Origin of the sequence: Pantoea sp. AS142, assembly GCF_037152305.1 — a bacterium.
GTDB lineage: Bacteria > Pseudomonadota > Gammaproteobacteria > Enterobacterales > Enterobacteriaceae > Pantoea.
In genome coordinates this window covers 1-26,222 of the sequence record NZ_JBBCMO010000001.1, presented here as the reverse complement: position 1 = coordinate 26,222, position 26,222 = coordinate 1, and the positions used below count along the sequence as shown (strand labels likewise).

Below are 26,222 nucleotides of genomic sequence, written 5' to 3'. Positions count from 1 at the left end.
GTTTCGGTTCATGGCAAACGCCTCACCGTGCCGGCTGACAAATTACGCCAGACGCGGATAGGCATCCGCAATCTTATCGCCGGTGAAATTCGCCACCCAGCCTTCCTGATTATCGAAAATCCGGATAGCCGTGAAGTGCGGTGACGATCCCATATCAAACCAGTGTGGCGTGCCCGCGGGTACCGAGATCAGATCATTTTTTTCGCAGAGGATCTGCAGGATCTCGCCATCCAGATGCAGGCAAAACAGTCCTGCACCCTCAACAAAGAAACGCACCTCATCTTCGCCGTGCGTATGCTCATTGAGAAACTTCTCGCGCAGCACGGTTTTCTGCGGATTGTCGGCACGCATGCTGATCACATCCCAGCTCTGATAGCCCTTCTCCGCCACCAGCCGATCGATCGCGTGCTGATAGGCGTTGATCACCGTTTCGGCATCCGGGTTTTCACCCAAATCACGATCGGCCTCCCAGCGCTCAAAACGGACACCTTTGGCATTCAGGCGGTCACGAATCGCTTCTGCGTCGGTGCTGTGCCACACCGGCTGGCTGGCTTCGCGGTCGGTAAAAATAGTCAGTGCGCTCATCCTAAATCGACTCCGGGTTAATCTGGGAAAAATCAGTCACCTGACGATGGCGGCTCTCGTCATCCGCCTCGCCACGCAGTAATTGCAGCGTCTGCCAGCCCGCCTCCGCGGCGGCATCCAGCTCCTGATGAATATCGGAGAGAAACAGCAGCTGCGCCGCTGGCTGACCAATTTCAGCGGCGATAGCGCGATAAGACGCGACTTCACGCTTGGCGCCGACGCGGGTGTCAAAATAGCCGCTGAACAGGCCAGTAATATCACCTTCGTCGCTGTAGCCAAATAACAATTTCTGCGCCGCAACCGATCCGGAGGAATATACATAAAGTTCAATGCCCTGCGCCCTCCAGTGGGTGAGCGCAGGCAGGACGTCGGGATAGAGATGACCGGTAAAACTGCCGTTCACGTAGCCATCGCGCCAGATCATACCCTGCAGCGCTTTCAGGCCGGTGGATTTGCGATCCTGGTCCATAAAGCCCAGCAGAATGTCCGTCACCCCATCCAGATCGGCCTGCGGCTGACCGGCCTCTTCACGTACCGACTGCAGCGCCGCCGCCACCTCAGGCTGGTGCGCATTGTCACGCACGAAGTCCGGCAGATGCTGGCGGGCATAGGGAAACAGGATGTTGTGTACAAAGCGAATATCGCTGGTGGTGCCTTCGATATCAGTAACAATGGCGTGAATCATGCTTTCTCCAGCAGGCGACGTTGACGTTCACATTCGAATAAAAATTCCAGGCCTTCCAGATGACGGCGGGCTTCGCTGACATCCCGGCCCCAGCAGGTTAAGCCGTGGCCGCGCAGCAGGAAGCCATAACGCAGCGGAAAGCGGGCGGCGTAATCTTCAATTTCTGACGCCAGCGCCGCAATGTCCTGACTGTTGTCGAATACGGGAATCGCCAGCGTATCCAGATGGGTGTGCTGGCCACTTAACGATTTCTGCATCTCATAGCCGTGCAACAGCAGCGCCGCGCCCTGCTCCACCCGCGACAGCACGGTCGAATTCACCGTGTGGGTATGCAGCACCGCGCCCGCCTCGGGAAAGAGGCGATAGATCATCGTGTGCAGCCCGGTTTCTGCTGACGGCTTACGGCCAGAGAGCGACTGGCTGGTGGCGATATCGACCTCGATAAAGTCATCCCGCGTCAGCGTGCCTTTATCTTTGCCCGATTCACTCAGCAGGCAGACATGTTCATCGCGGCGCACGGACATATTCCCGCCGGTGGCCGGTGCCCAGCCTTTAACGCCAATCCAGTGACAGGCGGCGACCAATTGATCTAACGGAAGACTCTGCGACATAAAGATTCCTTGCGGTGAAAGGTAATCACGGATAAGTACGCGCCACCGACGCGCGGAGCATGACGCATGTAAATGCTAAATGATCCGTGCGTCAGCAAGGCGGCAAGCGCGCTTATCCCGGGGAGCTTACATGAGTAAGTGACTCGGGTAAGCAAGCGCAGCCAACGCCGCTGACGTGCGGAGCATGAAGCATTTAGCCGTCTAAGCGTCTTGATTGCCAAATACTACCATCCTGTTTATAGTGGCACAAACACCGGGTGACACCGCATCAATCTTCGCGCTTAAGGCCTGACATCATGACGCAGCACAACCTGATCCCCGAGAGTAAACTCCCTTTGCTCGGCACCACGATTTTCAGCCAGATGAGTGCGCTGGCGCAGCAGCATAACGCCATCAATCTCTCTCAGGGCTTTCCCGATTTCAGCGGCCCGGACTATCTGCAGCAGCGGCTGGCCTATCACGTCAGCCAGGGCGCGAATCAGTATGCGCCGATGACCGGTGCGCTGTCGTTGCGTGAGGCGATTGCAGAGAAAACCACGCGGCTTTATGACTATCGTCCTGATGTTGATGCGGAGATTACCGTAACGGCGGGCGCAACCGAAGCGCTCTATGCGGCAATTACCGCGCTGGTGCGGCCAGGCGATGAGGTGATCTGCTTTGATCCGAGCTACGACAGCTATGCGCCCGCGGTGGAGTTATCAGGTGGCGTCATGAGACGCATTACGCTGCAGCCGCCCGCCTTCCGGGTGGACTGGCAAGCCTTTGCTGCGCAGCTGAGTGACAAAACCCGGCTGGTGATCCTGAACACACCGCACAATCCTTCGGCGACCGTCTGGCAGCAGCAGGATTTCGCTGCGCTGTGGCAGGCGATTGCTGCTCGGCCGGTCTACGTGCTGAGTGATGAAGTTTATGAGCACATCTGCTTTGATGAGGCGGGCCACGCCAGCGTGCTGGCACATCCCGAACTGCGTCAGCGCGCCATTGCGGTGTCGTCGTTTGGTAAGACCTTCCACATGACCGGCTGGAAAGTGGGGTATTGCATTGCCCCTGCGGCGATCAGCGCTGAAGTGCGCAAGGTGCATCAGTACCTGACCTTCTCGGTGAATACCCCGGCGCAACTGGCGATTGCCGATATGCTGCGTGAGCATCCCGAACACTATCTTGAGTTGCCTGCGTTTTATCGCGACCGCCGAGACCGGCTGGCAACGGCGCTGAACAACAGCCGCTTTAAGGTGCTCCCCTGCGAAGGCACCTACTTTTTACTGGTGGATTACAGCGCTATTTCCGATCTGGATGATGTCAGTTTCTGCCAGTGGCTGACCCGCGAAGTGGGCGTCGCTGCGATTCCGCTGTCGGTGTTCTGCGTCGAACCTTTTCCTCATAAACTGATCCGCCTCTGTTTTGCCAAACAGCCGGCGACATTAGATGCTGCCGCGGAGCGCTTATGTCAGCTTTAAAAATGACACTTTTGCAGGAGACGCTGAGCTGGATGGATGGCGAGGCCAACCTTCGCCATTTTGATAAGCAGTTGGCCGGACTCACCGGACGCGATGTGATTTTACTGCCGGAGATGTTCACCACCGGCTTTGCGATGGAAGCGGCAAAAAGCTCGCTGCCTCAGGCGCAGGTGGCAGAGTGGCTGCATCAGCATGCCCGTCGCACCGATGCACTGGTCGGCGGCAGCGCGGCGATTCAGACCGACAATGGCGCGGTCAACCGCTTCCTGCTGGTCGAGCCGGACGGCACGCTGCATCAGTATGACAAGCGTCACCTGTTCCGCATGGCGGACGAGCATCACCACTATCTGCCAGGCGAACAGCGTCAGGTATTTGAGTGGCGCGGCTGGCGTATCCTGCCACAAATCTGTTACGACCTGCGTTTTCCGGTCTTCTCGCGCAACCGCAACGATTACGATCTGGCGCTCTATGTCGCCAACTGGCCGGCGCCGCGTGCGCTGCACTGGCAGGCGCTGCTGTTAGCGCGGGCGATTGAAAATCAGGCTTATGTGGCAGGCTGTAACCGCGTGGGCAGTGACGGCAATCAGCATGAATACAGCGGCGACAGCCAGATTATTTCACCGCAGGGCGAGATCCTCAGCGCGGCTGAGCCGCATCAGCGCGCCCGGCTGGATGCCGAGCTGTCGCTGGACGCGCTTCATGCTTACCGCGAGCGTTTTCCGGCCTGGCAGGATGCGGATCGCTTTTCGCTGTGAATGGCGGGCGCGGCAGTCCAGTCAGGCACCCCTTAACTGCCGCGATAAGTTGACCACGACCAGGGCGAAATCAGAAACGGCAGATGGAAGTGGCTGCCCGCCTCGGCAATCATAAAATCTATCTGGGCGCTGACGTAGAGCGCATCCTGACCGGCGACGGCAAAATAGTCGCCAATTTCTGCCGTTAAACGATAGTGGCCCGGTGTCAGCGGCTCGGGAGTCAGATCGTTCAGACGCCCGTCGCTGTCCGTTTCACCCTGTGAAATCGGAAACCATCCTTCCGGGCTATTCTGCTCCAGCGAAATCACTATGCCACTGGCCGGTTTACCCAGCGCCGTGTCCAGAATATGGGTGGTAACGGTGCTCATTGAATCGTCTCCTCAAGGCGTAACAGCGTAATTTCACGCAGCTGATCCAGCGCCTCCTGCTGCTCGGTCTGATCGTCATTTTGCAACCGACGCTGCAGCTCTGCCAGCATCTGTTCACCGCTGCGCCCTTTAGCACGAATCAGAAACACCCGGCCAAAACGCGCTTCATACGCCTGATTACCCTGCTGCATCGCCTGCAGCAGAGCGTGATCGGCCTGCTGCATGGCGGTCTGCTCGCCGCGCGACAGGCTAGCTTCTTTATCTGCGCCGTTCACGCGCTCACCGATGCGGGGATGCGCCGACAGTGCTGACTCCAGTTCAGGCTGCTGCCATTGCCGGGCCAGCGCATCGGCAGTTGCCAGGAGCGCATCGGTGTTAGCAAAAGGCCGGACAGCCACCAGCGATTGCTGCCAGTGCGGGATCGCCACACAATGCCGGATGGCCACCTGCGCCCTGTCAGCCGGCAGTTGATTAAATGCGGCTAATTCCATGTTCAGCTCCGTTCGGCAATCAGCAAGACCGCCTGTAAATAAGCCTGCAATGCGGGTGCCACATCTTCAACCGCCACGGACTCCGCCGGATGATGACTGATGCCGCGATGGTTACGCACAAATAACATGCCCACCGGCCAGCGTTCAGCAATCGCAATCGCGTCGTGCCCGGCGCCGCTTGGCAGTGACAGGCTACGGCCCTGAACCGTTTCCACCGCATGACTCAGCGCCTGTTGCAGCGCGGAATCACAGGCAGTGGCACCGATGCGATAATATTCGTTCGACTCAAACTGGAGTCCGCGACGCAGCGCAATCGCCTCGGCCTGGGTTAACAGGCTGGAGAGCAGTGTCTCCAGCGGATTGTCCAGCGGACCACGCACGTCCAGCGACAGCGATACCTCGCCAGGAATCACATTCACCGCACCCGGCGCACAGTTCAGGGTGCCGACGGTGGCCACCAGCTGCGGCCCCTGCTCACGGGTGGTTTGTTCGATAAACACCATCCACTCCGCGGCAGCGGCCAGCGCATCTTTGCGGTGGGTCATCGGCACCGTGCCCGCATGACCCGCTTCACCGGTGAAACGGCAGTTGAGACGGCGCGCACCGTTGATTGCCGTGACCACGCCCAGCGCCAGATCTTCCTGCTCCAGGCAGGGGCCCTGCTCAATGTGCAGCTCAAGATAACCGACAATATCCTCAACCCGCCGCGCCGCAGAGGCGATCTGATTGCTATCGAGACCGACATCCGCCATCGCCTGCGCCACGGTAATGCCGTTGCCGTCGGGATGCGTTACCCAGCTTTGCGGCCAGCTGCCGGTTATACCGCGACTGCCAAGCAATGTAATGCCAAAGCGGGTGCCCTCTTCGTCGCCAAAGCCAATCACCTCAATCGCCAGCGGTAAGCGACACTGATGTTCGTTAAGCCACTGCACGGTTTCAATGGCGCTGAGGACGCCCAGCATCCCGTCGTAACGACCGGCGTTGCGTACCGTGTCGAGATGTGAGCCGAGCAGCAGCGCGGGCGCACCCATTTCTGCCGCCTCGTAGCGCCCACAGATATTGCCGACGTCATCCTGCCACACTTGCATTCCCGCCGCCTGCATCCACTCCCCCACGCAGGCGTTGGTGCGCAGATGTTCGGGCGACAGGTAGACGCGGGTCAGCCCCTCAGCCGTTTCGCTGATCGCTGCCAGCGCATCGCAGCGCGCCATCACGCGCTGTGCAGCGGTTTGGGCTTCGCTGGCGCTCATCATCATGCCTGGCTCCCGTAGTGATCCCAGGCGGCCTGCGCGGCGGCGCCCTGCGGCGTGCGATAACCGACATAGGTCAGCACCGTTTCCAGCGCGGAGAGCGTCTGCATCACGCAATCTTTACGCGCGTTGTAGCCCATGGTGCCGATTCGCCACACTTTGCCATGCAGCGGGCCAAACGAGGTGCCAATCTCAATGCCGAAATCTTCCAGCATCAGCTTGCGCACCTGATCGCCGTTAACACCGGACGGAATCATCACGCCCAGCACGTTATTCATTTTATGTTTCAGGTCACCAAAGGTCTCAAGGCCCATTCCCTGAATGCCTTTCAGCAACGCTTCACCATGCAGCTTGTGACGGGCGATGCCATTGTCCAGCCCCTCCTGCAGTATCAGACGGGCGCACTCGCGCGCGCCAAACAGTGCACTGGTGGCTTCGGTATGGTGGTTGAGCCGCTCCGGGCCCCAGTAATCCATGATCATGCCGAGATCAAAATAGTTTGAGTAGATCATCTCCTCTTCGCCATCCTGATGCGCCTCGGTGCGGATCCCCTGCTCAACGCATTTACGTTTGCGGATCACCGTTTCCATTTCGGCGCTCAGGGTGATCGGCGACGTGCCTGAGGGACCGCCCAGGCATTTCTGCATCCCCGCGGATACGGCATCGAGTCCCCAGGCATCCGTTTCCAGCGCATTGCCCGCCAGCGACGCGGTGGCATCGGTGTAGAACAGCACGCCATACTGTTTGCAGATGGCACCCAGCTGCGCCAGCGGCTGCAGCATGGTGGTCGAGGTATCGCCCTGTACCGTGAGCAGCAGCCGTGGCCGCACTTTTTTGATCGCATCTTCAATCTGGTCGGGGGTAAAGACCTCGCCCCACGGCACTTCAATGGTGTGAACTTCCGCACGACAGCGGCGGGCAATTTCGCACAGCAGATGTCCAAAGCGGCCAAATACCGGCACCAGCACTTTGTCGCCAGGGCGAATAGCGGAGAGCAGAATCGATTCGATCCCAGCACGTGACGTGCCATCGATCAGCAGCGTCCAGCGGTTTTCGGTGCGGAACACGCCGCGATAGAGCGCCATCACTTCGTTCATGTAGTGGGTCATCGCAGGATCGTACTGACCCAGCAGCTGACTTGACATAGCGCGCAGCACGCGGGGATCGGCATTGATCGGCCCCGGTCCCATCAGCAGACGCTGTGGCGGATTGAGTTGCGGGAATTGTGTTATATCCATCATCATTTCCTTTTCTAAAACTCAGAGACGAACCGAAGAGATAAACTGCTTCAGCTCTGGCGTCTGCGGCTGGGCGAACAGCGTCTTACTGTCGCCCTGTTCCCAGACGCGCCCCTGATGCATAAAGACCACACGATCGCCCACGTCGCGGGCGAAGTTCATTTCATGGGTGACGAGGATCAGCGTCATGCCCTCTGCCGCCAGCTGCTCCAGAACCTTGAGCACTTCGCCCACCAGTTCAGGATCGAGCGCGGAGGTGATCTCATCACAGAGTAAAACTTTCGGCGTCATCGCCAGCGCACGGGCGATCGCCACGCGCTGCTGCTGACCGCCGGAGAGGCTGGCAGGATAGTAGTTAAGGCGTTCGCCCAGCCCGACCTTCTCCAGCATCTGCGCCGCCAGCGCCCGGCACTCGGCGTCGCTTTTCTTCAGCACCCGGCGCGGGGCCAGCATGACGTTCTCCAGCGCCGTCATGTGCGGGAACAGATTAAAGCTCTGAAACACCATCCCGACCGAGCGGCTGATTTCACGCGCCTGAGAATCGCGGTCGGTGATCGTCATCCCGCCGAGCTTGATGCTGCCCTCCTGATAGCCTTCCAGCCCATTCATGCAGCGCAGCAGCGTGCTTTTACCCGATCCGCTGCGACCGATGATCGAGATCACCTCGCCCATGTCGATATCCAGATCCACGCCTTTCAACACATGGTTGTCGCCGTAATATTTTTGCACCTGATTAATGGTGATGAGCGGCATTGAATTTTTTCTCCAGATACTGGCTGTAGCGAGACAGCGGATAACACATCAGGAAGTAGCCCAGCGCCACCAGCCCAAAGACTTTAAACGGCTGATAGGTCACGTTGTTCAGAATGGTGCCGGCCTTGGTCAGCTCGATGAAGCCGATAATCGACGCCAGCGCGGTGCCCTTGATCACCTGCACGGCGAATCCCACCGTCGGGGCGATACCGATGCGGATCGCCTGCGGTGCCACCACCCGCCACAGCGTCTGACCAAAGGTCAGGCCGAGGCAGCGCGACGCTTCCCACTGCCCCTTCGGCAGGGCGCGGATGCTGCCGTACCAGATATCGACCAGAAAGGCGCTGGTGTAGAAGGTCAGCGCCAGCGAGGCTGCCGTCCAGGGGGCGACATCAATCCCAAACAGGCCGACGCCGAAAAACGCCAGGAAAAGCTGCATCAGCAGCGGCGTTCCCTGAAAAAGCGCGGTGTAACCCCGTACCGCGCGCGTCAGCCACTTACGTTGCAGAAGGCGCATAAATAGCAGCGGCAGCGTCACCAGCGTTCCGCCGACAAACGCCACCAGCGATAACAACAGGGTCCAGCGTGCGGCCAGCAGCAGGTTGCGCAGGATGTCCCAGTCGGTAAAGGTCGTCATCATGATGGCTGCACTCCAAACCATTTACGGCCAATCGCCAGCAGCAGATGGCGCATCGCAATCGACAACGCCAGGTAGATCAGCGTGGTGACCAGATAGACCTCAAAACTTAAGAAGGTGCGCGACTGGATCAGGTTGGCAGCGAAGGTCAGCTCCTCATAGGAGACCTGCGACACCACCGACGAGCCCAGCATCACGATGATGCACTGACTCACCAGCGCCGGATAAATGCGCTGCAGCGCGGGCGGCAGCACCACCCGAATAAACGTCTGGCTGCGGGTTAATCCCAGCACCCGTCCCGCTTCCCACTGCCCTTTGGGCGTTACCTGAATCCCGGCACGGATAATCTCGGTGCTGTAGGCGCCAAGGTTGATCAGCATCGCCAGCAGTGCCGCCTCGCCGGCTGTAAGTTTCAGTCCCAGCGCAGGCAGTCCAAAAACGATAAAGAACAGTTGCACCACAAACGGCGTATTGCGGATCAGCTCGACATAGATGCCCCACAGTCGGCTCATCCAGCTGGGTCTGCCGCTGCGCAGCGCCGCGCCTGCTATGCCGATCGCCACGCCACCGGTGGTCGCCAGCAGCGTCAGCTGTATAGTGACCCACAGACCGGAGAGCAGCTCCGGCCAGTAGGGCCACAGGGCGGGAAAGTTAAGTTGCCCGGTCATGAATCCGTCCTCAGGCGCCGAGGTTGGCAGGCAGCGGTGCTTTCAGCCACTCTTCTGACAGTTTATTCAGCGTGCCGTCTTTAATGCCCTGCTCAATCAGCGCATTCACTTTCGCTTTCAATGCAGGCTGATCTTTCTTCAGGCCGATAAAGCAGGGTGAATCTTTCAGCATAAACTGCGCCACCGGGGCTTTGGCCGGATTCTGGCGCGCAATCGCGGCGACCACCAGGTTGCCGGTCGCAACGTACTGCACCTGACCAGAAAGATAAGCAGATAACGTAGTGTTGTTATCTTCGTAGCGTTTCACCTGTGCATCTTTCGGTGCGACTTCGCTGAGCACCATATCTTCTACCGCACCGCGCGTAACGCCAATCGACTTGCCGCTCAGGGCGCTCGCCGCTTTGATTTCATCAGCTTTCGGACCAAATACGCCCAGGAAGAACGGCGCATAGGCGCGGCTGAAATCGATCACTTTTTCCCGCTCCGCATTTTTACCCATGCTGGAGATGACCAGATCGACCTTGTCGGTTTGCAGATAGGGCACCCGGTTGGCACTGCTGACCGGCACCAGCTGCAACTTAAGTTTCATCTGCTTTGCCAGATATTTCGCCGTGTCGATGTCATATCCCTGCGGCTGCAGGTCCGTGCCGACCGAACCAAACGGCGGGAAATCCTGCGGCACCGCCACGCGGATCACGCCGCGCTTCTGAATGTCCTGCAGTTGATCGGCCAGCGCGCTTCCCGCTTGTGCCATCAGTAATGCCGCTGCCGCAACCGCTATTAAAACTTTTTTCATTATGCACCCCGGTGAGATTACGTGAAACAAAAGATTCTTTGATATGCAATCTGCAACTAATGTGCCAACACGGTCCATGTGAGAAAAAGGGTTAAGCGGCAAAGCGTTCGGCAGAAATCGGGCGTAATCGGAGCGACTACGCCACGGCAGGCGTGCTCAGAAAGGGGGCAAAGCACCAAAAAGGTGCCTGTTAACGGTGCTCCAGCTCGTCAAATTGCTGGTAAAGGTCGGCAATCTGATGGATACGCTGGCGTCCCTGGGCCAGCATTTCGTGCAGCAAGGCATTCGCTATCAGGTTAACCAGGCTCATAGCCGCACTATAGCTGTCGAAGGCGGAGACGCTGTCCAGCGGCGTACAGAGCTGCCAGCGAGCCAGCGCAATCACCGCCTGCGCCTGTGGCTCACACAGCGCCAGCAGCGGGATACCGGCCGCCTGCAACTGCAGCATCAGCGGGCGAATGATGCGGGGACGACGACGGAACGCCATCACTATCACCATATCATCCTGCGTGATGTCCACCATTTCTTCAGCCAGCGTCTGACCTGGCTGCGGCAGGATATGCACCTCTGAACGCGCCTGCACCAGCTGTTGTCGCAGATGCAGCGCCACTGGATAGGCGTTGCGCATGCCGACAATAAAGACGCGTTTTGCCTGCGCCAGCTGCTGAATAACGTCATTAAAGTGCCGGGCATCCAGGCCGTTCACCCACTGCGTCAGGTTAGCCATCTCCTGCTTATAGTGGCGCGCCAGCAGCGTATTGCCCTGCACGGCATCACGGTTGTCGGTCAGCGGCATGCCACTCTGGCGCAGGATGCGTAACTCATCTCGCATATCCTTGTACTTCTCGTAGCCCAGACGCTTAAAAAGCCGACTGACCGTGGCTTTCGACACGCCACTGAGCCGCGCCAGCTCGGCGCTGTTGTAGCTGATCAGGTCATCGAAGTGGTCAAACACGAAGTCGGCAATACGCTGCTCCTGCGGAGAGAGCTGGGGATAGTGACTTCTGAGTCGTTCATCAAGCTGTTTCATAAGGCGTCCTGTAACTTTTGTTTCAGCAGAAGCTAGCACAATTTACGCCAGGTTAAGCGGCGCATTGTCAGCTGAGCATGAAAACTGGAACAGCTCTTGCTTTGTTATGGATTCTGTCACCCGAAGAACGAGAAAAAGATGATTCAAAGCAATATGGCCCCGCAGGGAATGGCGGTGGCGCCGCACCATCTGGCGAGCGAAAGCGCACTCGCGGTGCTGCGTGATGGCGGTAACGCCATTGAAGCGATGGTGGCCGCCGCCTCGACCATCGCCGTGGTCTACCCGCATATGAACGGACTGGGCGGCGATGGCTTCTGGCTGATTTTGCCGCCCGGCGGTGATCCTGTCGCTATTGACGCCAGCGGCGCAGCCGGTTCGCTGGCTCACCGTGATTTTTATGCCGATCACCTGAAGATCCCGCATCGCGGGCCGAAAGCCGCGCTGACCGTGGCCGGTACGGTCAGCGGCTGGCAGGAAGCACTAACCCTCTCTGCCGAGATGGGCACCCCGCCGCTGCCGCTGGCACGCCTGCTGCGGGATGCGATTCGCTATGCCGCCGATGGAATTCCGGTGACCGCTTCACAGACTGCCGCCACCAGGACCTTTCGCAGTGAGTTGCAGCATCAACCTGGCTTCAGCGCCACCTTTATGCCCGACGGCGATGTGCCGCAGCCAGGCAGCCGTTTTACCCAGCCCGCGCTGGCGAATACCCTAACTCAGCTCACTGAACAGGGACTCGACAGCTTTTATCGCGGTCCGCTGGCTCAGCATCTGGCCAGTGAGATGGCAGTGCTGGGCATGCCGGTGACGCTGGCCGATCTGCAACAGCATCGCGCCCGTCGCGCGACGCCGCTGCATCTCTCCCACAGCGAAGGCGACATCTGGAATATCACCCCGCCGACTCAGGGCATGGTATCGCTGGCAATCCTCGGCATCACCGATCGGCTTGAAATGGCGGACGCTGACGACGCTCAGACGGTGCATCGCATTGTTGAAGCCACCAAAAAAGCGTTTGCGCTGCGCGATAAGCACATTACCGATCCGCGCTACGTTACGGAAGATTTACAGGCGCTGCTGGATGGCGATCACCTCGCCACGCTCGCCAGCCAGATCGCCGATGGAGAAGCCGCCGCCTGGGGTAGCGGTCGCGGGCCAGGCGACACGGTCTGGATGGGCGTGATGGACAGCAGCGGTCTGGCCGTATCCTTTATTCAGAGCATCTACCACGAGTTTGGCAGCGGTGTGGTGCTGCCCGGCACGGGCATCACCTGGCAGAACCGTGGCGCCGCTTTCAGTTTGGACCCTGAACATTTACTGGCTTTGGTGCCTGGTAAGCAGCCGTTTCATACCCTGAATCCCGCTGCCGCCCGCCTGAAGGATGGCCGCACGCTGGTGTATGGCGCGATGGGCGGAGATGGCCAGCCGCAGACCCAGGCAGCGATTTTTACCCGCCATGTGATTCAGGGCCTGCCGTTACAACAGGCGGTCAGTGCGCCGCGCTGGCTGCTGGGCCGAACCTGGGGGCAATCATCAGACTCGCTGAAACTGGAAGGCCGCTTTTCCGCCGAAACGGTCGAACAACTGCGCGAATGGGGCCATGAGGTGCAACAGCTGCCGGACTTCAGCGAATCCGTGGGCCATGCTGGCGCTATAGTGCGCCACCGCAACGGCATGTTTGAAGGCGCGAGCGATCCGCGCAGTAACGGCAGCGCCGCCGGTTTTTAACAGGAGCGAATCATGAATCAACACGACTGGGCCAGTTACATCGGCCATATGGAGCAGATCCTGCAACTGGAACTGGATGACGCCCGCCGCGCTGAACTGCTGATCCAGCTGTCGCGTCTCGCGGAGATGGCTGCGCCGCTGATGGCGTTTCCGCTGGGTGACCGGCTTGAAGTGGCGGGAGTATACCAGGCATGAGGTTAGGTGACGTTTCGATTCAGACCCTGCAGCAGGCGATCCAGCAGGGTGAGATCAGCGCGCTGGAAGTGGCAAAGAGCACGCTGCAGGCCATTGAGCAGAATAATCCCGCGCTGAATGCCTGGACGGAAGTGACGGGCCCGCGCATGTTAAAAGAGGCCGCAGCGCTTGATGCGCAGCGGCAGCGCGGCGAGACGCTGCCACCACTGGCGGGCATCCCCTATGCGGTGAAAAACCTGTTTGATGTGGCGGGCCACAGCACGCTGGCAGGAGCCAGCCTGTTCAGCGATCGACCTGCGGCACGCGCGGATGCGTTCGCCGTCGATAAGCTGCATCACGCTGGCGCACTGCTGTCGGGCATGCTGAACATGGATGCCTACGCTTATGGTTTTACCACCGAAAACAGCCACTATGGTGCGACGCACAATCCGCGCGATCTAAGCCGCGTGGCGGGCGGCTCGTCAGGCGGTTCAGCCGCCGCGGTGGCCGCCGGGCTGGTCCACTTTTCGCTGGGTACCGACACCAACGGATCAATTCGGGTGCCCGCGTCGCTGTGTGGCATTTTTGGCCTCAAGCCAACCTTTGGCCGTTTGTCACGTAGCGGCAGCCATCCGTTTGTCGCCAGCCTTGACCATATCGGTCCGCTGGCGCGGCGGGTTGAGGATCTGGCGCTGGTTTATGATCAGTTGCAGGGCGCAGACCGTGCCGATGCGTTTCAGGCCGAGCGTCCGCTGGCCGAGACCCTGCCGGGGCTATCACAGGGCAGTGAAGGATTACGCTGCGGCGTACTGGGCGGTTTTTTTGCCCGCTGGTGCGATGAGGATGCCCGCGCTGCCGTCGCAGTGGTCGCAGCAGCACTTGATGCACAGGAAGAAGTGCTGATGCCGGAAGCAGAACTGGCCCGCTCGGCGGCGTTTATCATGACCGCCGCAGAAGGCGGTAATCACTATCTGCCCGCTCTGCGCCAGATGCCGGAGCAGTTTGAACCCAACTCACGCGAGCGTCTGCTGGCCGGTGCCATGATGCCAGGTGCCTGGTACGTGCAGGCACAGCGCTTCCGCCGCCATTTTCAGCAGCAGGTTTTACCGCTGTTTGACCACGTCGATGTGCTGATAGCCCCGGCCACACCCTGCAGCGCGATCACCCTCGGTCAGCAGACACTGTCGATTCAGGGTGAATCTCTGCCCGCTAAAGCGAGCATGGGTATGCTGACGCAGCCGATCTCCTTCCTGGGGTTGCCAGTCTGTACCGTGCCGCTGGCAACCCGCTGTGGTCTGCCGATTGGATTACAGCTTATCGCCCGTCCGTTTAATGAAGAGGCGGTATTACGTACCGCGTGGACACTGGAACAACGCGGCATCACCATGCCGCAAATGAATATGGCAGGAGCCTGATGAACAGAGAGATTAATATACCGCAGGTGGTCACCGAGGTAACGGCGCAGTTTTATCGCTACGAGCAGGCGCTGGTCAGCAATGACGTGGCGGAACTGGATGCGTTGTTCTGGCACGATCCGCGAACCGTGCGTCTTGGTGCAGGTGAGAATCTGTATGGCATTGATGAGATTCGGGCCTTCCGGGCTGCACGCCCTTCCGCCGGGCTGAACCGGACGCTGCGTAACACCGTAATTACCACTTTTGGCGAGGATTATGCAGTCTGCAGCACCGAATTTACCCGTACCGGCAGCGATAAAATTGGCCGTCAGCAGCAGACCTGGGTGCGAATGCGCCACGGCTGGTGCATCGTGGCGGCACAGGTCAGTCTGATGAGTTGACACTATCCGGCGCTTCGCCCGAACTGAGCGGGGCCAGCGCCGGAACCGGATTAAGCTGCCGGATGCGTGCGAATCCAGTGGTCAGCGATCTGCTGGCGGGTACAAATCCAGACATCATCGTGCTGCTGAATGTGATCGAGGAAATTCTGCAGTGCGCGGAATTTGCCAGGGCGCCCCAGCAGGCGGCAATGCATGCCGATCGACATCATCTTCGGCGCTGTCTCTCCCTCTTCATATAACACATCGAAACTGTCGCGCAGATAGGTGAAGAACTGTTCGGCGGTGTTAAATCCCTGCGGCGAGGCAAAGCGCATGTCATTGCACTCCAGGGTATAGGGGATAATCAGGTGCGGTTTCACCGTGCCATCCTGACAGGTGACATGGGTCCAGAAAGGCAGATCGTCGCCGTAGTAATCGCTGTCGTAGCTGAACCCCCCCTGCTCCACCACCAGCCGACGCGTATTCGGGCTGTCGCGGCCGGTGTACCAGCCTGTCGGCGCTTTACCAAACAGATCGACCAGCACATCGACCGCCTGCTGCATATGCTGACGTTCGGTTTTTGCATCCATCCCCTGATAGTGGATCCAGCGCCAGCCGTGGCTGACGACATCATAGTCGGCCTGCTTGATCGCCTCGACGATTTCCGGGTGACGCGCCAGCGCCATCGCCACGCCGAAAACCGTTAACGGCAGACCGCGTTTCTGAAATTCATTGTGGATGCGCCAGAAACCGGCGCGGGATCCGTACTCATACAACGACTCCATCGACATGTGACGATCGGCATAGCTGGCTGCACCGATGATGTCGGAGAGGAACTGTTCTGAGCCCGCGTCGCCGTGCAGCACGCTATTTTCTGCGCCCTCTTCGTAGTTCAGAACAAACTGCACCGCCACCCGGGCCTTATTGGGCCAGGCGGCGTGCGGCGGATGAGCGCCATAACCGATTACATCGCGCGGATAGTTTTTGTTAAAGCTGTACTCTTTCTTCTCTGCAGCGTCAGTCATCACTCGCTTCCTGTCATCGGGAACGTTCCGTTAGTTTAGATGCTGAAACGCACCAGAGAGAGGTTTCTGCAAAGGCCAGGCCAGATCGCCATGTTTGCTGGTGCCAAAGCCAAGCGCTACCAGCGACTCCACCATTTTAACCGCCGCGCTGACCCCATCGATCACTGGCAGGCCCAGCTCCTGGGTCAGCGAGGCAGCCAGTGTCGCCATCCCGCCGCAGCCCAGCACAATTGCCCCGCTGCCATCTTCCCGTTTCGCCTGAATACAGCGCTGTCGCACTTTTTCCTGCGCCACGCCGCTGCCATCTTCCAGCGCCAGAACCGGCAGATCGATGGCATGCAGTGCTGCACAGTGATGGGTAAAGCCATACTGCTGCAGCAGATGACGTGCAATCACCAGGGTGCGTGGCAGCGTGGTGACAATGGAGAATCGCGTCGCCAGCAGGGTGGCGGTATGCATCGCCGCTTCCGCGATGCCGATCACCGGTCCGTTGGCCAGTTCGCGTGCAGCCAGTAAACCCGGATCGCCAAAGCAGGCAATGACGTGGCCGCTGACACCCTGCGCTCTGCCCAGTTTGATCTGCTCCAGCACACCGATAGCGGCGATTGCCTCATCGAAGTGCCCTTCAATGGAGGGCACGCCTTGCGACGGCGAAACAGCCAGAATTTCGGTACCCGGCGCGGCGACCGCACGTGCGGCCTGAGCGATGGTTTCGGTCATCGTCAGGCTGGTGTTGGGGTTGATAACCTGAATCAGGCTCATGAGGCAACTCCAAAGCCGGCGGCAAACAGTCGGGGGAAATCGGGCAGGGTTTCCCCGCTGCGCTCAAAGTGCAGGCTGGAAACGATGTGCTCAAAGTGATGCTGTAGCGCCTGCGTCAGTGGCGCCAGCGCACGCGCACGGAGTAACTGCAGCAGATTCCCATGATCGTCACAGCGGCAGCCTCGCTGCCAGGGCGCGCCATAAGCGGCAATCACCAGCGAAGAGCGCTGCGTCAGGCTGGTTACCATGCCGGTGAGCACCTGATTACCGGAAATCGCCTGTAATTGAATATGAAACGCTGCTGAGAGCCGAATTGCAGCCGGGCCATCATGATCGGCGTGCGCCTGGTTCTCCTGCACGATGAGCTGCTCCAGCGCCACCAGATGAGGGGGCTGCAGATGCGCCAGTACCGCAGGCAGATTGGCGCACTCCATTAAGCTACGGGTTGAGAAGATGTCACGCGCCTCTTCAACGCCGGGTGTGGCCACCTGCGCACCACGTTTGGGCGTCAGAGTGACCATTTGCACCGCCGCGAGGCGTTGCAGCACTTTGCGAATACCGGTGCGGCTCACACCAAATACCCCGGAAAGTGCCTCTTCCGGCAATTTACTCCCCGGCGGCAGCTGGTGCTCAACAATGGCGTTCATCAACGCCTGGTAAATTCCTTCATCCTTATCCTGCAGCCTGGTGGCATCTCGCTGGCCTGTTTTACTCGTCATTACCTGCTCCGGTCGCTCGCTGTGTGCCACTATCGTATACGTGAAAATTAAAAATTGTATACAAGAAAAGAGATCTGGCCTGAATCCTGCAATACCGTTTTACCAGATTATTCATTCCACTCTCGGGTAAAGGAGCAGGTTTCATGCCAAATCAATCAACGGTGGTCAGCACGGCCTCTGAAGCCAGTGCCCGTTACAGCCCACGGCTCTGTAACGACGACCTGGCACCGACACGCGATCAGAACTGGTCGTGGTACAACATTTTTTCCTTCTGGATGTCCGATGTACACAGCATGGGCGGCTATGTGGTGGCCGCCAGCTTCTTCACACTGGGATTAGCCAGCTGGCAGGTGCTGCTCTGCCTGCTGGCAGGCATCTGCATCGTGCAAATCTGTGCAAATCTGGTGGCGAAACCGAGCCAGATGGCGGGCGTGCCTTACGCGGTGATCTGCCGTCAGGCATTTGGCGTGTTTGGCGCCAACATTCCGGCAGTGATACGCGGACTGATCGCGTTTGCATGGTATGGCATCCAGACCTATCTGGCGGCGAATGCGCTGATGCTGGTGCTGCTGAAGTTCGCGCCTTCGCTGACATCGATGACCGTTCCGCACTGGCTGGGTCTGTCGCTGCTGGGCTGGTGCTGCTTCGGCATTATGTGGTTACTGCAGGCAATGGTGTTCTGGCATGGCATGAATGCCATCAAACGGTTTATCGATGTCGCAGGGCCAGCAGTGTATGTGGTAATGGTGGCGCTGGCGGGATGGATTGTATACAAGACCGGTTTCGATGGAATCTCCTTTACCCTGGCCAGCAAATCGCTCACGGCTGGAGAGCAGACATGGCAGATGATTACGGCGACGGCGCTGGTGGTCTCTTACTTCTCCGGGCCATTGCTGAACTTCGGTGACTTTTCACGCTACGGCAAAAGCATGTCAGAGATCCGTCGCGGCAACCGCTGGGGCCTGCCGTTTAACTTTCTGCTGTTCTCCGTGGTGACGGTGGTGATTGTATCGGGTACCCAGTCGCTGTTTGGCAAAATGATTACCGATCCCATTGAAACCGTGAGCATGGTCGGCAACGATCTGGCAGTTGCGATTGGACTGCTGACCATGATTACCGCCACCATCGGCATCAATATCGTAGCGAACTTCGTTTCACCCGCTTTTGACTTCTCTAACTGTTCACCACAGAAAATTAGCTTCCGTACTGGTGGGATGATCGCTGCAATTGGCTCGGTGCTGTTAACGCCGTGGAACCTGTTCCAGTCTCCTGAACTGATTCACTACACCCTGGATGTGCTGGGATCATTTATCGGGCCGCTGTTCGGGATTTTGCTGACCGATTTCTATTTGATTAGACGTGGACGTATCTCGGTCGACGATCTGTTTAACGATACGCCAGCAGGCCGTTACTGGTATCACGGTGGCTTTAACCCCAAAGCGATTGGCGCGCTGCTGCCGTCGGTGGCGGTTTGCCTGGTGATTAGCTTTATCCCATCCCTGCATCAAGTGGCAAACTTCAGTTGGTTTATTGGTGCCGGTCTGGCTGCAGGCTGCTATCGCTTTATCGCCCGTGAAGATCGTGAGGCTGAGGAGGTTGCCCACTGGCATGCCAATGGGGTGGCGCCAAAAAATCAAGCTGCCGCTGAATAGCAGACAGCAAAAAGCCGATTCATTTCTGAATCGGCTTTTTTAAAGATATTGGCGGAACGGACGGGGCTCGAACCCGCGACCCCCTGCGTGACAGGCAGGTATTCTAACCAACTGAACTACCGCTCCGCGCTTTGTTCCCCGTCGAGAACGAGGCGCATAGTAATGGCAGGCTGTTACGGCGTCAATGCTTTTTCCAGGCGAATAAATTGTTTGCTGTTTTTTTCAGCTTGCCGTTGATTTTATCCACAAAATTACGCAATTCAGCCGCGCCACAGGCAGCTCCCGCCCTTTTTCATCACCAGATCCAGACGTGATTCATGGGCAACCACTTCCTCTTCGCTGGCCGTGACCACACGCAGTGCAGAGGCGGGACGCACGATGCGCTGAATGCTCTCTCCCTGTGCCTGACGGGCGCTTTCACTTTCCGATAAAAAAGAGAGTGATGTCTGGCCGCCGGTCATGGTCAGGAAGACTTCAGCCAGAATCTCGGCATCAAGCAGTGCGCCGTGCAGGGTTCGTTTGCTGTTGTCTATTTCGTAACGTGAGCAAAGCGCATCAAGGCTGTTGCGCTTGCCGGGAAACATACGACGCGCCAGCGCGAGGCTATCCGTAATTTTGCAGAAGGTTTCGGTTTTCTCAATGCCACGGTTCAGCTTAGAAAACTCATAGTCCATAAAGCCGATATCAAACGGAGCGTTATGGATCACTAGTTCAGCACCGCGAATGTAATTGAGAAACTCATCAACGATCTCGCTGAACGCGGGCTTGTCGGCAAGAAACTCATCGGCAATGCCATGTACGCCAAACGCTTCGGGGTCGACCAGCCGATCAGGCTTGAGATACATATGGAAATTGTTACCGGTCAGGCGACGGTTAATCACCTCTACCGCACCAATCTCAATGATGCGGTGCCCCTCATAATGTACCCCGATCATATTCATGCCGGTGGTTTCAGTATCGAGAACGATCTGGCGGTTATTTGCAGTGCTCATAAGACCCGTTTTATGTCAGACTTGGCGTTTTTGTCAGAAGGAAGTCTACCAGAGATGCGCAAACAGGTAGAAATATTCACCGATGGATCCTGTCTTGGAAATCCCGGTCCCGGCGGTTATGGGGCGATTTTACGTTACGGTCAGCATGAGAAAACCTTTAGCGCCGGCTATCACCTTACTACCAATAACCGGATGGAACTGATGGCGGCAATTGTCTCGCTTGAAGCGCTGACCCAGCCGTGCGATGTGGTGCTCAGCACCGACAGTCAGTATGTGCGGCAGGGGATCACCAGCTGGATCCATAACTGGAAAAAGCGTGGCTGGAAAACCGCCGATAAAAAACCGGTGAAGAATGTCGATCTCTGGCAGCGTCTCGACTTGGCACTGAGCACCCATAAGATTCAGTGGGAGTGGGTTAAAGGTCATGCCGGGCATCCTGAAAATGAGCGCTGCGACGTGCTGGCCCGCAGTGCGGCTGAGAACCCCGCCTTTGAAGATATCGGCTATAAGACCGAATCCTGATCTTCTGTCTGCCGAAACTGACGTGTGGCGTTGACTGTCTGGCGAATCTTGCTGGTGCTCATGCTCTTCTTAGCCCGGGTCGGCAGCAGCGGGAAAGTGCGTTTACGTGCCACCACAATATTCAGACATCCCAGCGCCGGTAAGTGGGCGCTAATCAGTTTTCCGCCCTGTCGGTGCCACGGCAGTACCTGAAATCGGGTGCGGTAGACCACCTCATAATTCAACAATCCCAGCCAGTCGAGTAACCGCATCTGGCTGAACATTCGCCCGCTCCATGGCGCCTTGCGGGTTAATCCCGGCACCATTTTACTCACGCCAAGCAGACTGAACGGATTAAAGCCGCTGATGATCATCCAGCCATCATCAATTAATACCCGATCCACTTCGCGCAATACACGGTGAGGATCCTGACTCCAGGCGAGCGTATGGGCCAGCAAACAGGCATCGATCGACTTCGACTCAAACGGCAGCTGCATCGGGTCAGCCAGCACCTGTAACAGCTCACCTCCACTGCCAACATTAACCTGATGTGAAATAGCACAATTTTCGGTGTTGATTTCTGCGCTGAGGTTGCCAAGCTTAAGCATATGAAAGCCATATAGCTTTCCGAGGTAAGGCTGAAGCTGCTGCGTTAGCGCGTCGCGGAAATAATCTCCCCACGGCATATCGCGCCAGGACAGCGGTGCGTTCAGAATCTGGCGTGATTTCGCGGGCTTCATGCTTTACGCTCTTCCTTTTCCGACGACCTGCAAGAGGTGATGATGAATCTTACCAGTATTCCTGCGTTGCAGGACAATTACATCTGGACGCTGACTGATGATGAAGGTAAATGTCTGATTGTCGATCCCGGCGAAGCTCAGCCAGTGTTAGAAAAAATGGCGTCCAATGGCTGGCAGCCGGTCGCTATTCTGTTGACTCACCACCATAACGACCACACGGGCGGAGTAAAAACACTGTGTGAGCATTTCCCACAGCTTGAGGTCTATGGTCCCCAGGAAACCGCCGCTAAAGGGGCAAGAACGATAGTCAGCGAAGGCGATACAGTCTCGATACTGGGCCTGACTTTCGAGGTGCTCCACACCCCTGGTCACACTTTAGGACATATCTCATATTACAGCTCACCTTATCTTTTCTGTGGCGATACCCTCTTTTCGGGTGGCTGCGGCCGCCTTTTTGAAGGCACGGCCGAACAGATGTATCATTCTTTTCAAAAGCTTAATCAGCTTCCGGGTGAGACCTTAGTCTGTTGTGCGCATGAATATACTTTATCCAATCTGAAGTTTGCTGCGGCTATTATGCCCCATGACCCGCAAATAATGGCCGAATATCAGAAAATTAAGGACTTACGCGCTGAAAATAGCATTAGTTTGCCAACAAAACTGGCGCACGAACGGTCAATAAATTTATTTCTGCGTACGCAAGACATTGATTTACAAAGAGCATTAAACGTTAACATTACTGATGAACCAGTATGGCGGACATTTGCCGTTCTACGCGAGAAGAAAGACGCTTTTTGATTTTTCGGGTTGTGTTGTGAAAAGTCGTCACGTATAGTTGCTCGTCTTTTAAGCGAACTATTGACACACATATGAAGGCTAAAGCGATCTTACTCGCCTCAGTCTTGCTGGTAGGATGTCAGGCGTCCAGGAACGATGCCAATATCCCGGTACAGCATGCACAGAGTCTGTCTTCAGCTGGTCAAGGTGAAAATGGAAAGTACGGAGACGAGTTTTTGTCGCCGCGATGGCAGGAAGATGGAACTGGCCTCGCAGCAGACGCAGATCTCTGGCGTTTCATTAGTGACGAGTTGAAGATGGGGATTCCGGAAAATCCGGCAATCCGCGAACAAAAGAGTAAATTTTTAAAAAATAAGAGCTATCTCCACGATGTAACATTACGGGCAGAGCCGTACATGTACTGGATAGTCGAGCAGATACAGAAACGTAAAATGCCGATGGAACTGGTACTGCTACCCATAGTGGAGAGCGCTTTTGACCCCCGCGCAACCTCATCCGCCAATGCCGCTGGTATATGGCAGATTGTTGCTGCAACAGGTCGAAATTATGGTTTGAAACAGAACCAGTATTACGATGGGCGACGCGATGTGGTCGCATCCACGAAAGTTGCGCTGGATATGATGCAGCGTCTTAATACCATGTTTAACGGTGACTGGTTACTAACCATCGCAGCGTACAACAGCGGTGAAGGACGTGTACTCAAAGCGATAAAGCAGAACAAGGCGCGCGGTAAGCCGACTGACTTCTGGCATTTATCGCTACCACGCGAAACGACTGTGTATGTGCCTAAAATGTTAGCGCTGAGTGACTTGCTCAAAAATAACCAGCGTTACGGTATCAAACTGCCGACACCTAATGAAAGTCGTGCTCTGGCGCGAGTGGAAGTGGGTCAGCAGATACAGCTGACGCAGGCCGCCGAAATGGCGGGTATGTCGCTCACGAAACTTAAGAGCTTCAATACCGGTTACAAAGGCGGAGCAACCGCGCCAAACGGCCCGCACTATATTATGGTGCCGAAGTCGAATGTCGCCAAACTGCGTAACTCACTGGCTTCCGGTGACATCGCAGCGGTACAGCCCATGCAGCTTGCAAAAGCCAGCGCGAATGGCGGGTATAAAGTGCGACAGGGTGATACGCTTTCTGGTATCGCCTCTAAACTTGGCGTTAGTGTCTCCACACTGAAGCAGGAGAACAATCTGCGCGGTGCTGATATCCGACCCGGTCAGACTCTGACTATCGGTTCGAATGGCACCCGACTGGCTGATAACGGCAACAGCATCACCTATCGTGTTCGTAAGGGTGATTCTCTTGACAGTATTGCCCGTCATCACGGCGTCAATATCAAAGACGTGATGCGCTGGAACAGTGTGCTGGACAGTGCAAAAGATATTCAACCCGGCGATAACTTAACGCTGTTTGTGAATAATAACGCAACACCTGATACCTGATATGCTGAAAAGGCTGATATTTGTCAGCCTTTTACTTTTATTCATCTGCTGCTATTTACTTATCCCCCGAATTTCCCTTCTTCTGCAGGCAAACGCTATGCGCCTGACTAGCGACCAGAACTGAACTCCACCAGTAAGGGATTATGGTCGGAAGCGCGCGTCACCAGTACGGATGCCTCACTCACTCTGAGATTGCGATAAAAGACGAAATCCAGCGGGCGGCCAAATGCTTTACGACGATGATCGGCAGTAAACATTACCTCCTCCAGCTTCATACGCTGAGCAAAGCGGTACAGCGCATTAATGCGCTGCCGGCTCCAGGCATTGAAATCCCCGGCCATAATCACTGGCCCCTGGTGATGCATAATCTGCTCCCCGATTGGGCCCAGCTGTTTACTATAAACATCGACGCCCAGACTGAAGTTAACTGCATGGATGTTAACGACCATCAGCATTTCACCAGTGGGCAGAGGATATGCGGTAACCAGGGCTGATTTTGACAGCCTCAGCAGTGGCTCCCGCTCGCGCAGCGGACAACAATAGACAGGGTGCGCAGAGGCTAGCGTCATCACCCCAGAGGGATGCTGAGGCAGCACAAAGGCAGGTACCTGATCGGCAGCCAGATAATTGCTGGTGGCAAACGCCACCAGTTCAGGAGTAGTCTGCGCTTCCTGTAATAATACCAGGTGAGCATCCTTACCAAACCCTTCCAGTACCGACATCCAGTCTGCGCGTTGCTGCTTGAAGATATTCCATACAAGGACTTTGAGATTTGGATGTGCGGGCAATGGCGCGCCGGGTGGCAGTGCCTGACCGAGATGGAGCATCGCGCCAGGTGGAAAGATCTGTTCCACTGGTTGTCCTGCTACATATCGCATTGCATAAGTTTTTTTGCGCACTTTCCCGCCTGGCTGATGATTCAAAATACAGTTAACACCTGTCTGTTATAGGGATTTTAGACCGGGGTTTCAATGGATGCAGGTGAATGTCAGAATTCATCACCCTTTTCCAGAATAAAGCAGCCCCTCTATGTCAGCTAAGCAAAACGAGGCAGATCAGGTGACGACATATACGGTGTCATGGTTTAGGGATCCTATATTGGTTATAACAACATTATCGGTCATAAACAGGCTTAATGACCACGTTACTGCAGGGAGGAAGAATGAAGGCATCTTCTGACGAACTAAAAGTGTTTGTCAGCGTAGTAGAAAGTGGAAGTTTCAGTCGCGCTGCTGAACAGTTGCAGATGGCTAACTCTGCCGTCAGCAGGACAATTAAAAAACTTGAGAGCAAGCTTGGTATTGCCCTGCTGACCCGTACAACGCGGCAGCTGGCGCTTACACAAGAGGGCGAACGCTATTTCCGCCATGTTCAACGCTTTTTGCAGGAGATGACCACGGCAGAAAGCGATTTGATGGAAAGTTTACAGGAGCCTAAAGGACTGCTGCGCGTTGATGCCGCGACACCAGTTATCCTGCATTTGCTGATGCCGATGATTAAGCCATTTCGTCTGCGCTATCCTGAAGTGACCCTTTCTTTGATCTCCTCAGAAAGTTTTATCAACCTGATTGAGCGGAAAGTGGATATCGCTATTCGCGCCGGCAACCTAACCGACTCTACGCTGCGCGCCCGACTGCTGTTCAATAGCTTTCGCAAGGTCGTTGCTTCACCAGCCTATCTGCATGAGCATGGGATACCTCAAACGGTGGCTGAGCTGGATAACCACTACTGTCTTGGCTTTGATGACTCCCCACGACTCAATCGCTGGCCCGTCTCTCGCGAAAGCGGCGAACTCTATGATATCGACTGGACTCTCTCCTCTAACAGTGGTGAGACCATCAAGCAGCTTTGTCTTAACGGTAATGGCATCGCCTGTCTGTCGGACTATATGATCGATCGTGAGGTTGCTGAGGGAAAACTTGTTGAAGTGTTGGCCAATCAACGCCTTCCGGTCGAGATGCCCTTCAATGCGGTTTACTATAGTGATATTGGCGTAAGCCAGCGTGTGCGGGCCTTTATCGACTTTCTCAGTGAGTATACAGCTGAGCAACCGTGGCGCACCTGAAGTCTAGAGTGGCAGTACATGTCGGGGTCTGCTACTACGGTCGCGGGTGCAATAAAGAAATGAGGGATGATAGTAAGATTATCGATGTAAATTCAGATAATTAGCGACTATTAATTGGATTTTCGGGCTTGACAGAAATCAGGGTGGCCAATTTTACCGATAAAATTTGCTGCAATGGAAAAAGCCCTGACCGTTAAGTCAGGGCTTTCCAATTAAGTGGCGGAACGGACGGGGCTCGAACCCGCGACCCCCTGCGTGACAGGCAGGTATTCTAACCAACTGAACTACCGCTCCACCGGTTCTTTCACGGCATCAGCCACTTGCTGATAGCCGTCTGTTCCTGTTACTTTCCTCGTCAGGGGAAAAGGAACGAATTTGATGCCTGGCAGTTCCCTACTCTCGCATGGGGAGACCCCACACTACCATCGGCGCTACGGCGTTTCACTTCTGAGTTCGGCATGGGGTCAGGTGGGACCACCGCGCTACAGCCGCCAGGCAAATTCTGTCTCCGCGCCGCCCGACG

29 protein-coding genes, 2 tRNA genes and 1 rRNA gene are annotated in these 26,222 nt (G+C 56.8%); 11 read left to right on the top strand and 21 right to left on the bottom strand.

Features of this window, described 5'->3' with window-relative positions; all coding sequences use genetic code 11:
- Window positions 1–42 precede the first annotated feature (42 nt).
- The 3 genes from WFO64_RS00160 to WFO64_RS00150 are packed head-to-tail and all read right to left on the bottom strand — an operon-like array spanning window position 43 to window position 1,881.
- Window positions 43–585, bottom strand: coding sequence for a 1,2-dihydroxy-3-keto-5-methylthiopentene dioxygenase (locus WFO64_RS00160; RefSeq protein ID WP_061061694.1), 543 nt, complete (start codon window positions 583–585; stop codon window positions 43–45).
- 1 nt (window position 586) lies between these two features.
- On the bottom strand, window positions 587–1,270 hold the full coding sequence (mtnC, locus tag WFO64_RS00155) for an acireductone synthase (RefSeq protein WP_337007903.1): 684 nt from the start codon (window positions 1,268–1,270) through the stop codon (window positions 587–589).
- Complete coding sequence (locus WFO64_RS00150; protein ID WP_337007901.1) at window positions 1,267–1,881, bottom strand: methylthioribulose 1-phosphate dehydratase; 615 nt, start codon at window positions 1,879–1,881, stop codon at window positions 1,267–1,269. Before WFO64_RS00150 ends, mtnC begins: the two co-directional genes overlap by 4 nt.
- 296 nt (window positions 1,882–2,177) lie before the next feature.
- Here WFO64_RS00150 and WFO64_RS00145 point away from each other — a divergent pair, with 296 nt between their 5' ends.
- Window positions 2,178–3,338, top strand: coding sequence for a pyridoxal phosphate-dependent aminotransferase (locus WFO64_RS00145; protein ID WP_337007899.1), 1,161 nt, complete (start codon window positions 2,178–2,180; stop codon window positions 3,336–3,338).
- Complete coding sequence (locus WFO64_RS00140) at window positions 3,326–4,093, top strand: amidohydrolase (protein WP_337007897.1); 768 nt, start codon at window positions 3,326–3,328, stop codon at window positions 4,091–4,093. The genes WFO64_RS00145 and WFO64_RS00140 overlap by 13 nt, the downstream gene beginning before the upstream one ends.
- A gap of 32 nt (window positions 4,094–4,125) precedes the next feature.
- Here the strand turns inward: WFO64_RS00140 and uraH are convergent, their stop codons facing one another.
- From uraH to hpxU, 9 genes are all read right to left on the bottom strand, one after another.
- Window positions 4,126–4,461 carry a hydroxyisourate hydrolase gene (gene uraH, locus WFO64_RS00135; protein WP_337007895.1) on the bottom strand — a complete coding sequence of 112 codons (336 nt, stop codon included), beginning with the start codon at window positions 4,459–4,461 and terminating at the stop codon, window positions 4,126–4,128.
- Window positions 4,458–4,952, bottom strand: coding sequence for a 2-oxo-4-hydroxy-4-carboxy-5-ureidoimidazoline decarboxylase (gene uraD / locus WFO64_RS00130; RefSeq protein WP_337007893.1), 495 nt, complete (start codon window positions 4,950–4,952; stop codon window positions 4,458–4,460). The genes uraH and uraD overlap by 4 nt, the downstream gene beginning before the upstream one ends.
- A gap of 2 nt (window positions 4,953–4,954) precedes the next feature.
- Window positions 4,955–6,208 (bottom strand): allantoate amidohydrolase, encoded by a 1,254-nt coding sequence (gene hpxK / locus WFO64_RS00125; protein WP_337007891.1) that lies wholly within the window; start codon window positions 6,206–6,208, stop codon window positions 4,955–4,957.
- Window positions 6,205–7,440 carry a pyridoxal-phosphate-dependent aminotransferase family protein gene (locus WFO64_RS00120; protein WP_337007889.1) on the bottom strand — a complete coding sequence of 412 codons (1,236 nt, stop codon included), beginning with the start codon at window positions 7,438–7,440 and terminating at the stop codon, window positions 6,205–6,207. The genes hpxK and WFO64_RS00120 overlap by 4 nt, the downstream gene beginning before the upstream one ends.
- A gap of 21 nt (window positions 7,441–7,461) precedes the next feature.
- Entirely contained in the window at window positions 7,462–8,193 is a 732-nt protein-coding gene (locus WFO64_RS00115; RefSeq protein ID WP_337007887.1) for an amino acid ABC transporter ATP-binding protein, read from the bottom strand.
- Window positions 8,174–8,830, bottom strand: a complete 657-nt coding sequence (locus WFO64_RS00110) for an amino acid ABC transporter permease (RefSeq protein ID WP_337009450.1) — start codon at window positions 8,828–8,830, stop codon at window positions 8,174–8,176. The genes WFO64_RS00115 and WFO64_RS00110 overlap by 20 nt, the downstream gene beginning before the upstream one ends.
- Window positions 8,830–9,498, bottom strand: a complete 669-nt coding sequence (locus WFO64_RS00105; protein ID WP_337007885.1) for an amino acid ABC transporter permease — start codon at window positions 9,496–9,498, stop codon at window positions 8,830–8,832. Before WFO64_RS00105 ends, WFO64_RS00110 begins: the two co-directional genes overlap by 1 nt.
- Before the next feature lie 10 nt (window positions 9,499–9,508).
- Complete coding sequence (locus tag WFO64_RS00100; RefSeq protein WP_337007882.1) at window positions 9,509–10,294, bottom strand: transporter substrate-binding domain-containing protein; 786 nt, start codon at window positions 10,292–10,294, stop codon at window positions 9,509–9,511.
- 190 nt (window positions 10,295–10,484) lie between these two features.
- Entirely contained in the window at window positions 10,485–11,324 is an 840-nt protein-coding gene (hpxU, locus tag WFO64_RS00095) for a MurR/RpiR family transcriptional regulator HpxU (protein WP_337007879.1), read from the bottom strand.
- A gap of 138 nt (window positions 11,325–11,462) precedes the next feature.
- Here hpxU and WFO64_RS00090 point away from each other — a divergent pair, with 138 nt between their 5' ends.
- From WFO64_RS00090 to hpxZ, 4 genes are read left to right on the top strand one after another with little or no spacing between them, the layout of a single operon-like run.
- A complete protein-coding gene (locus tag WFO64_RS00090) occupies window positions 11,463–13,049 on the top strand; it encodes a gamma-glutamyltransferase family protein (protein ID WP_337007877.1) in 1,587 nt (528 codons plus the stop codon).
- 12 nt (window positions 13,050–13,061) lie between these two features.
- Window positions 13,062–13,244 carry an oxalurate catabolism protein HpxX gene (gene hpxX / locus WFO64_RS00085; RefSeq protein ID WP_337007875.1) on the top strand — a complete coding sequence of 61 codons (183 nt, stop codon included), beginning with the start codon at window positions 13,062–13,064 and terminating at the stop codon, window positions 13,242–13,244.
- The gene (locus tag WFO64_RS00080) at window positions 13,241–14,638 is read left to right on the top strand and encodes an AtzE family amidohydrolase (protein WP_337007872.1); all 1,398 of its coding nucleotides are present in this window, start codon (window positions 13,241–13,243) and stop codon (window positions 14,636–14,638) included. The genes hpxX and WFO64_RS00080 overlap by 4 nt, the downstream gene beginning before the upstream one ends.
- Entirely contained in the window at window positions 14,638–15,018 is a 381-nt protein-coding gene (gene hpxZ / locus WFO64_RS00075) for an oxalurate catabolism protein HpxZ (RefSeq protein WP_337007870.1), read from the top strand. The genes WFO64_RS00080 and hpxZ overlap by 1 nt, the downstream gene beginning before the upstream one ends.
- A 50-nt stretch (window positions 15,019–15,068) precedes the next feature.
- Here hpxZ and puuE read toward each other — a convergent pair whose 3' ends face one another.
- From puuE to WFO64_RS00060, 3 genes are read right to left on the bottom strand one after another with little or no spacing between them, the layout of a single operon-like run.
- The gene (puuE, locus tag WFO64_RS00070) at window positions 15,069–16,022 is read right to left on the bottom strand and encodes an allantoinase PuuE (RefSeq protein WP_337007868.1); all 954 of its coding nucleotides are present in this window, start codon (window positions 16,020–16,022) and stop codon (window positions 15,069–15,071) included.
- Window positions 16,023–16,052: 30 nt separating this feature from the next.
- The gene (gene hpxA / locus WFO64_RS00065; RefSeq protein ID WP_337007866.1) at window positions 16,053–16,784 is read right to left on the bottom strand and encodes an allantoin racemase; all 732 of its coding nucleotides are present in this window, start codon (window positions 16,782–16,784) and stop codon (window positions 16,053–16,055) included.
- Entirely contained in the window at window positions 16,781–17,503 is a 723-nt protein-coding gene (locus WFO64_RS00060) for a GntR family transcriptional regulator (RefSeq protein ID WP_337007864.1), read from the bottom strand. Before WFO64_RS00060 ends, hpxA begins: the two co-directional genes overlap by 4 nt.
- Window positions 17,504–17,646: 143 nt before the next feature.
- Between WFO64_RS00060 and WFO64_RS00055 the strand changes: the two genes are divergently transcribed.
- Window positions 17,647–19,155 carry an NCS1 family nucleobase:cation symporter-1 gene (locus WFO64_RS00055; protein WP_337007862.1) on the top strand — a complete coding sequence of 503 codons (1,509 nt, stop codon included), beginning with the start codon at window positions 17,647–17,649 and terminating at the stop codon, window positions 19,153–19,155.
- Between the two features lie 49 nt (window positions 19,156–19,204).
- On the opposite strand, the gene WFO64_RS00050 is transcribed toward WFO64_RS00055, so the two are convergent.
- Together WFO64_RS00050 and dnaQ are read right to left on the bottom strand one after the other, a co-directional pair.
- Window positions 19,205–19,281: transfer RNA gene (locus tag WFO64_RS00050), tRNA-Asp, on the bottom strand.
- A gap of 134 nt (window positions 19,282–19,415) precedes the next feature.
- Complete coding sequence (gene dnaQ, locus WFO64_RS00045) at window positions 19,416–20,147, bottom strand: DNA polymerase III subunit epsilon (RefSeq protein ID WP_337007860.1); 732 nt, start codon at window positions 20,145–20,147, stop codon at window positions 19,416–19,418.
- Window positions 20,148–20,201: 54 nt separating this feature from the next.
- On the opposite strand from dnaQ, the gene rnhA reads away from it, so the two are divergent.
- Window positions 20,202–20,669, top strand: coding sequence for a ribonuclease HI (gene rnhA / locus WFO64_RS00040; RefSeq protein WP_010255125.1), 468 nt, complete (start codon window positions 20,202–20,204; stop codon window positions 20,667–20,669).
- On the opposite strand, the gene WFO64_RS00035 is transcribed toward rnhA, so the two are convergent.
- A complete protein-coding gene (locus tag WFO64_RS00035) occupies window positions 20,651–21,388 on the bottom strand; it encodes a class I SAM-dependent methyltransferase (protein ID WP_337007858.1) in 738 nt (245 codons plus the stop codon). The two genes, rnhA and WFO64_RS00035, sit on opposite strands and share 19 nt — an antisense overlap.
- Before the next feature lie 42 nt (window positions 21,389–21,430).
- Here WFO64_RS00035 and gloB point away from each other — a divergent pair, with 42 nt between their 5' ends.
- Together gloB and mltD are read left to right on the top strand one after the other, a co-directional pair.
- The gene (gloB, locus tag WFO64_RS00030) at window positions 21,431–22,186 is read left to right on the top strand and encodes a hydroxyacylglutathione hydrolase (RefSeq protein WP_337009448.1); all 756 of its coding nucleotides are present in this window, start codon (window positions 21,431–21,433) and stop codon (window positions 22,184–22,186) included.
- A gap of 71 nt (window positions 22,187–22,257) precedes the next feature.
- On the top strand, window positions 22,258–23,634 hold the full coding sequence (gene mltD / locus WFO64_RS00025; RefSeq protein WP_337007856.1) for a murein transglycosylase D: 1,377 nt from the start codon (window positions 22,258–22,260) through the stop codon (window positions 23,632–23,634).
- Window positions 23,635–23,741: 107 nt separating this feature from the next.
- On the opposite strand, the gene WFO64_RS00020 is transcribed toward mltD, so the two are convergent.
- Complete coding sequence (locus tag WFO64_RS00020; RefSeq protein WP_337007854.1) at window positions 23,742–24,533, bottom strand: endonuclease/exonuclease/phosphatase family protein; 792 nt, start codon at window positions 24,531–24,533, stop codon at window positions 23,742–23,744.
- Window positions 24,534–24,796: 263 nt separating this feature from the next.
- On the opposite strand from WFO64_RS00020, the gene yafC reads away from it, so the two are divergent.
- Window positions 24,797–25,699, top strand: coding sequence for a DNA-binding transcriptional regulator YafC (gene yafC / locus WFO64_RS00015; protein ID WP_337007852.1), 903 nt, complete (start codon window positions 24,797–24,799; stop codon window positions 25,697–25,699).
- A gap of 217 nt (window positions 25,700–25,916) precedes the next feature.
- Here the strand turns inward: yafC and WFO64_RS00010 are convergent.
- Both WFO64_RS00010 and rrf read right to left on the bottom strand, forming a co-directional pair.
- Window positions 25,917–25,993 (bottom strand) — tRNA-Asp (locus WFO64_RS00010).
- Between the two features lie 86 nt (window positions 25,994–26,079).
- Window positions 26,080–26,195: ribosomal RNA gene (gene rrf / locus WFO64_RS00005) — 5S ribosomal RNA — on the bottom strand.
- Window positions 26,196–26,222 lie beyond the last annotated feature (27 nt).

Coding starts and splice junctions, on each gene's coding strand:
- WFO64_RS00035 (WP_337007858.1), bottom strand. CDS start 21,388: ATGAAGCCCGCGAAATCACGCCAGATTCTGAACGCACCGCTGTCCTGG.
- WFO64_RS00160 (WP_061061694.1), bottom strand. CDS start 585: ATGAGCGCACTGACTATTTTTACCGACCGCGAAGCCAGCCAGCCGGTG.
- rnhA (WP_010255125.1), top strand. CDS start 20,202: ATGCGCAAACAGGTAGAAATATTCACCGATGGATCCTGTCTTGGAAAT.
- WFO64_RS00090 (WP_337007877.1), top strand. CDS start 11,463: ATGATTCAAAGCAATATGGCCCCGCAGGGAATGGCGGTGGCGCCGCAC.
- WFO64_RS00140 (WP_337007897.1), top strand. CDS start 3,326: ATGTCAGCTTTAAAAATGACACTTTTGCAGGAGACGCTGAGCTGGATG.
- dnaQ (WP_337007860.1), bottom strand. CDS start 20,147: ATGAGCACTGCAAATAACCGCCAGATCGTTCTCGATACTGAAACCACC.
- hpxU (WP_337007879.1), bottom strand. CDS start 11,324: ATGAAACAGCTTGATGAACGACTCAGAAGTCACTATCCCCAGCTCTCT.
- uraH (WP_337007895.1), bottom strand. CDS start 4,461: ATGAGCACCGTTACCACCCATATTCTGGACACGGCGCTGGGTAAACCG.
- hpxZ (WP_337007870.1), top strand. CDS start 14,638: ATGAACAGAGAGATTAATATACCGCAGGTGGTCACCGAGGTAACGGCG.
- WFO64_RS00105 (WP_337007885.1), bottom strand. CDS start 9,498: ATGACCGGGCAACTTAACTTTCCCGCCCTGTGGCCCTACTGGCCGGAG.
- hpxX (WP_337007875.1), top strand. CDS start 13,062: ATGAATCAACACGACTGGGCCAGTTACATCGGCCATATGGAGCAGATC.
- hpxA (WP_337007866.1), bottom strand. CDS start 16,784: ATGAGCCTGATTCAGGTTATCAACCCCAACACCAGCCTGACGATGACC.
- WFO64_RS00110 (WP_337009450.1), bottom strand. CDS start 8,830: ATGACGACCTTTACCGACTGGGACATCCTGCGCAACCTGCTGCTGGCC.
- WFO64_RS00100 (WP_337007882.1), bottom strand. CDS start 10,294: ATGAAAAAAGTTTTAATAGCGGTTGCGGCAGCGGCATTACTGATGGCA.
- WFO64_RS00145 (WP_337007899.1), top strand. CDS start 2,178: ATGACGCAGCACAACCTGATCCCCGAGAGTAAACTCCCTTTGCTCGGC.
- WFO64_RS00115 (WP_337007887.1), bottom strand. CDS start 8,193: ATGCCGCTCATCACCATTAATCAGGTGCAAAAATATTACGGCGACAAC.
- WFO64_RS00055 (WP_337007862.1), top strand. CDS start 17,647: ATGCCAAATCAATCAACGGTGGTCAGCACGGCCTCTGAAGCCAGTGCC.
- uraD (WP_337007893.1), bottom strand. CDS start 4,952: ATGGAATTAGCCGCATTTAATCAACTGCCGGCTGACAGGGCGCAGGTG.
- WFO64_RS00150 (WP_337007901.1), bottom strand. CDS start 1,881: ATGTCGCAGAGTCTTCCGTTAGATCAATTGGTCGCCGCCTGTCACTGG.
- hpxK (WP_337007891.1), bottom strand. CDS start 6,208: ATGATGATGAGCGCCAGCGAAGCCCAAACCGCTGCACAGCGCGTGATG.
- WFO64_RS00120 (WP_337007889.1), bottom strand. CDS start 7,440: ATGGATATAACACAATTCCCGCAACTCAATCCGCCACAGCGTCTGCTG.
- gloB (WP_337009448.1), top strand. CDS start 21,431: ATGAATCTTACCAGTATTCCTGCGTTGCAGGACAATTACATCTGGACG.
- mtnC (WP_337007903.1), bottom strand. CDS start 1,270: ATGATTCACGCCATTGTTACTGATATCGAAGGCACCACCAGCGATATT.
- puuE (WP_337007868.1), bottom strand. CDS start 16,022: ATGACTGACGCTGCAGAGAAGAAAGAGTACAGCTTTAACAAAAACTAT.
- WFO64_RS00060 (WP_337007864.1), bottom strand. CDS start 17,503: ATGACGAGTAAAACAGGCCAGCGAGATGCCACCAGGCTGCAGGATAAG.
- yafC (WP_337007852.1), top strand. CDS start 24,797: ATGAAGGCATCTTCTGACGAACTAAAAGTGTTTGTCAGCGTAGTAGAA.
- WFO64_RS00080 (WP_337007872.1), top strand. CDS start 13,241: ATGAGGTTAGGTGACGTTTCGATTCAGACCCTGCAGCAGGCGATCCAG.
- mltD (WP_337007856.1), top strand. CDS start 22,258: ATGAAGGCTAAAGCGATCTTACTCGCCTCAGTCTTGCTGGTAGGATGT.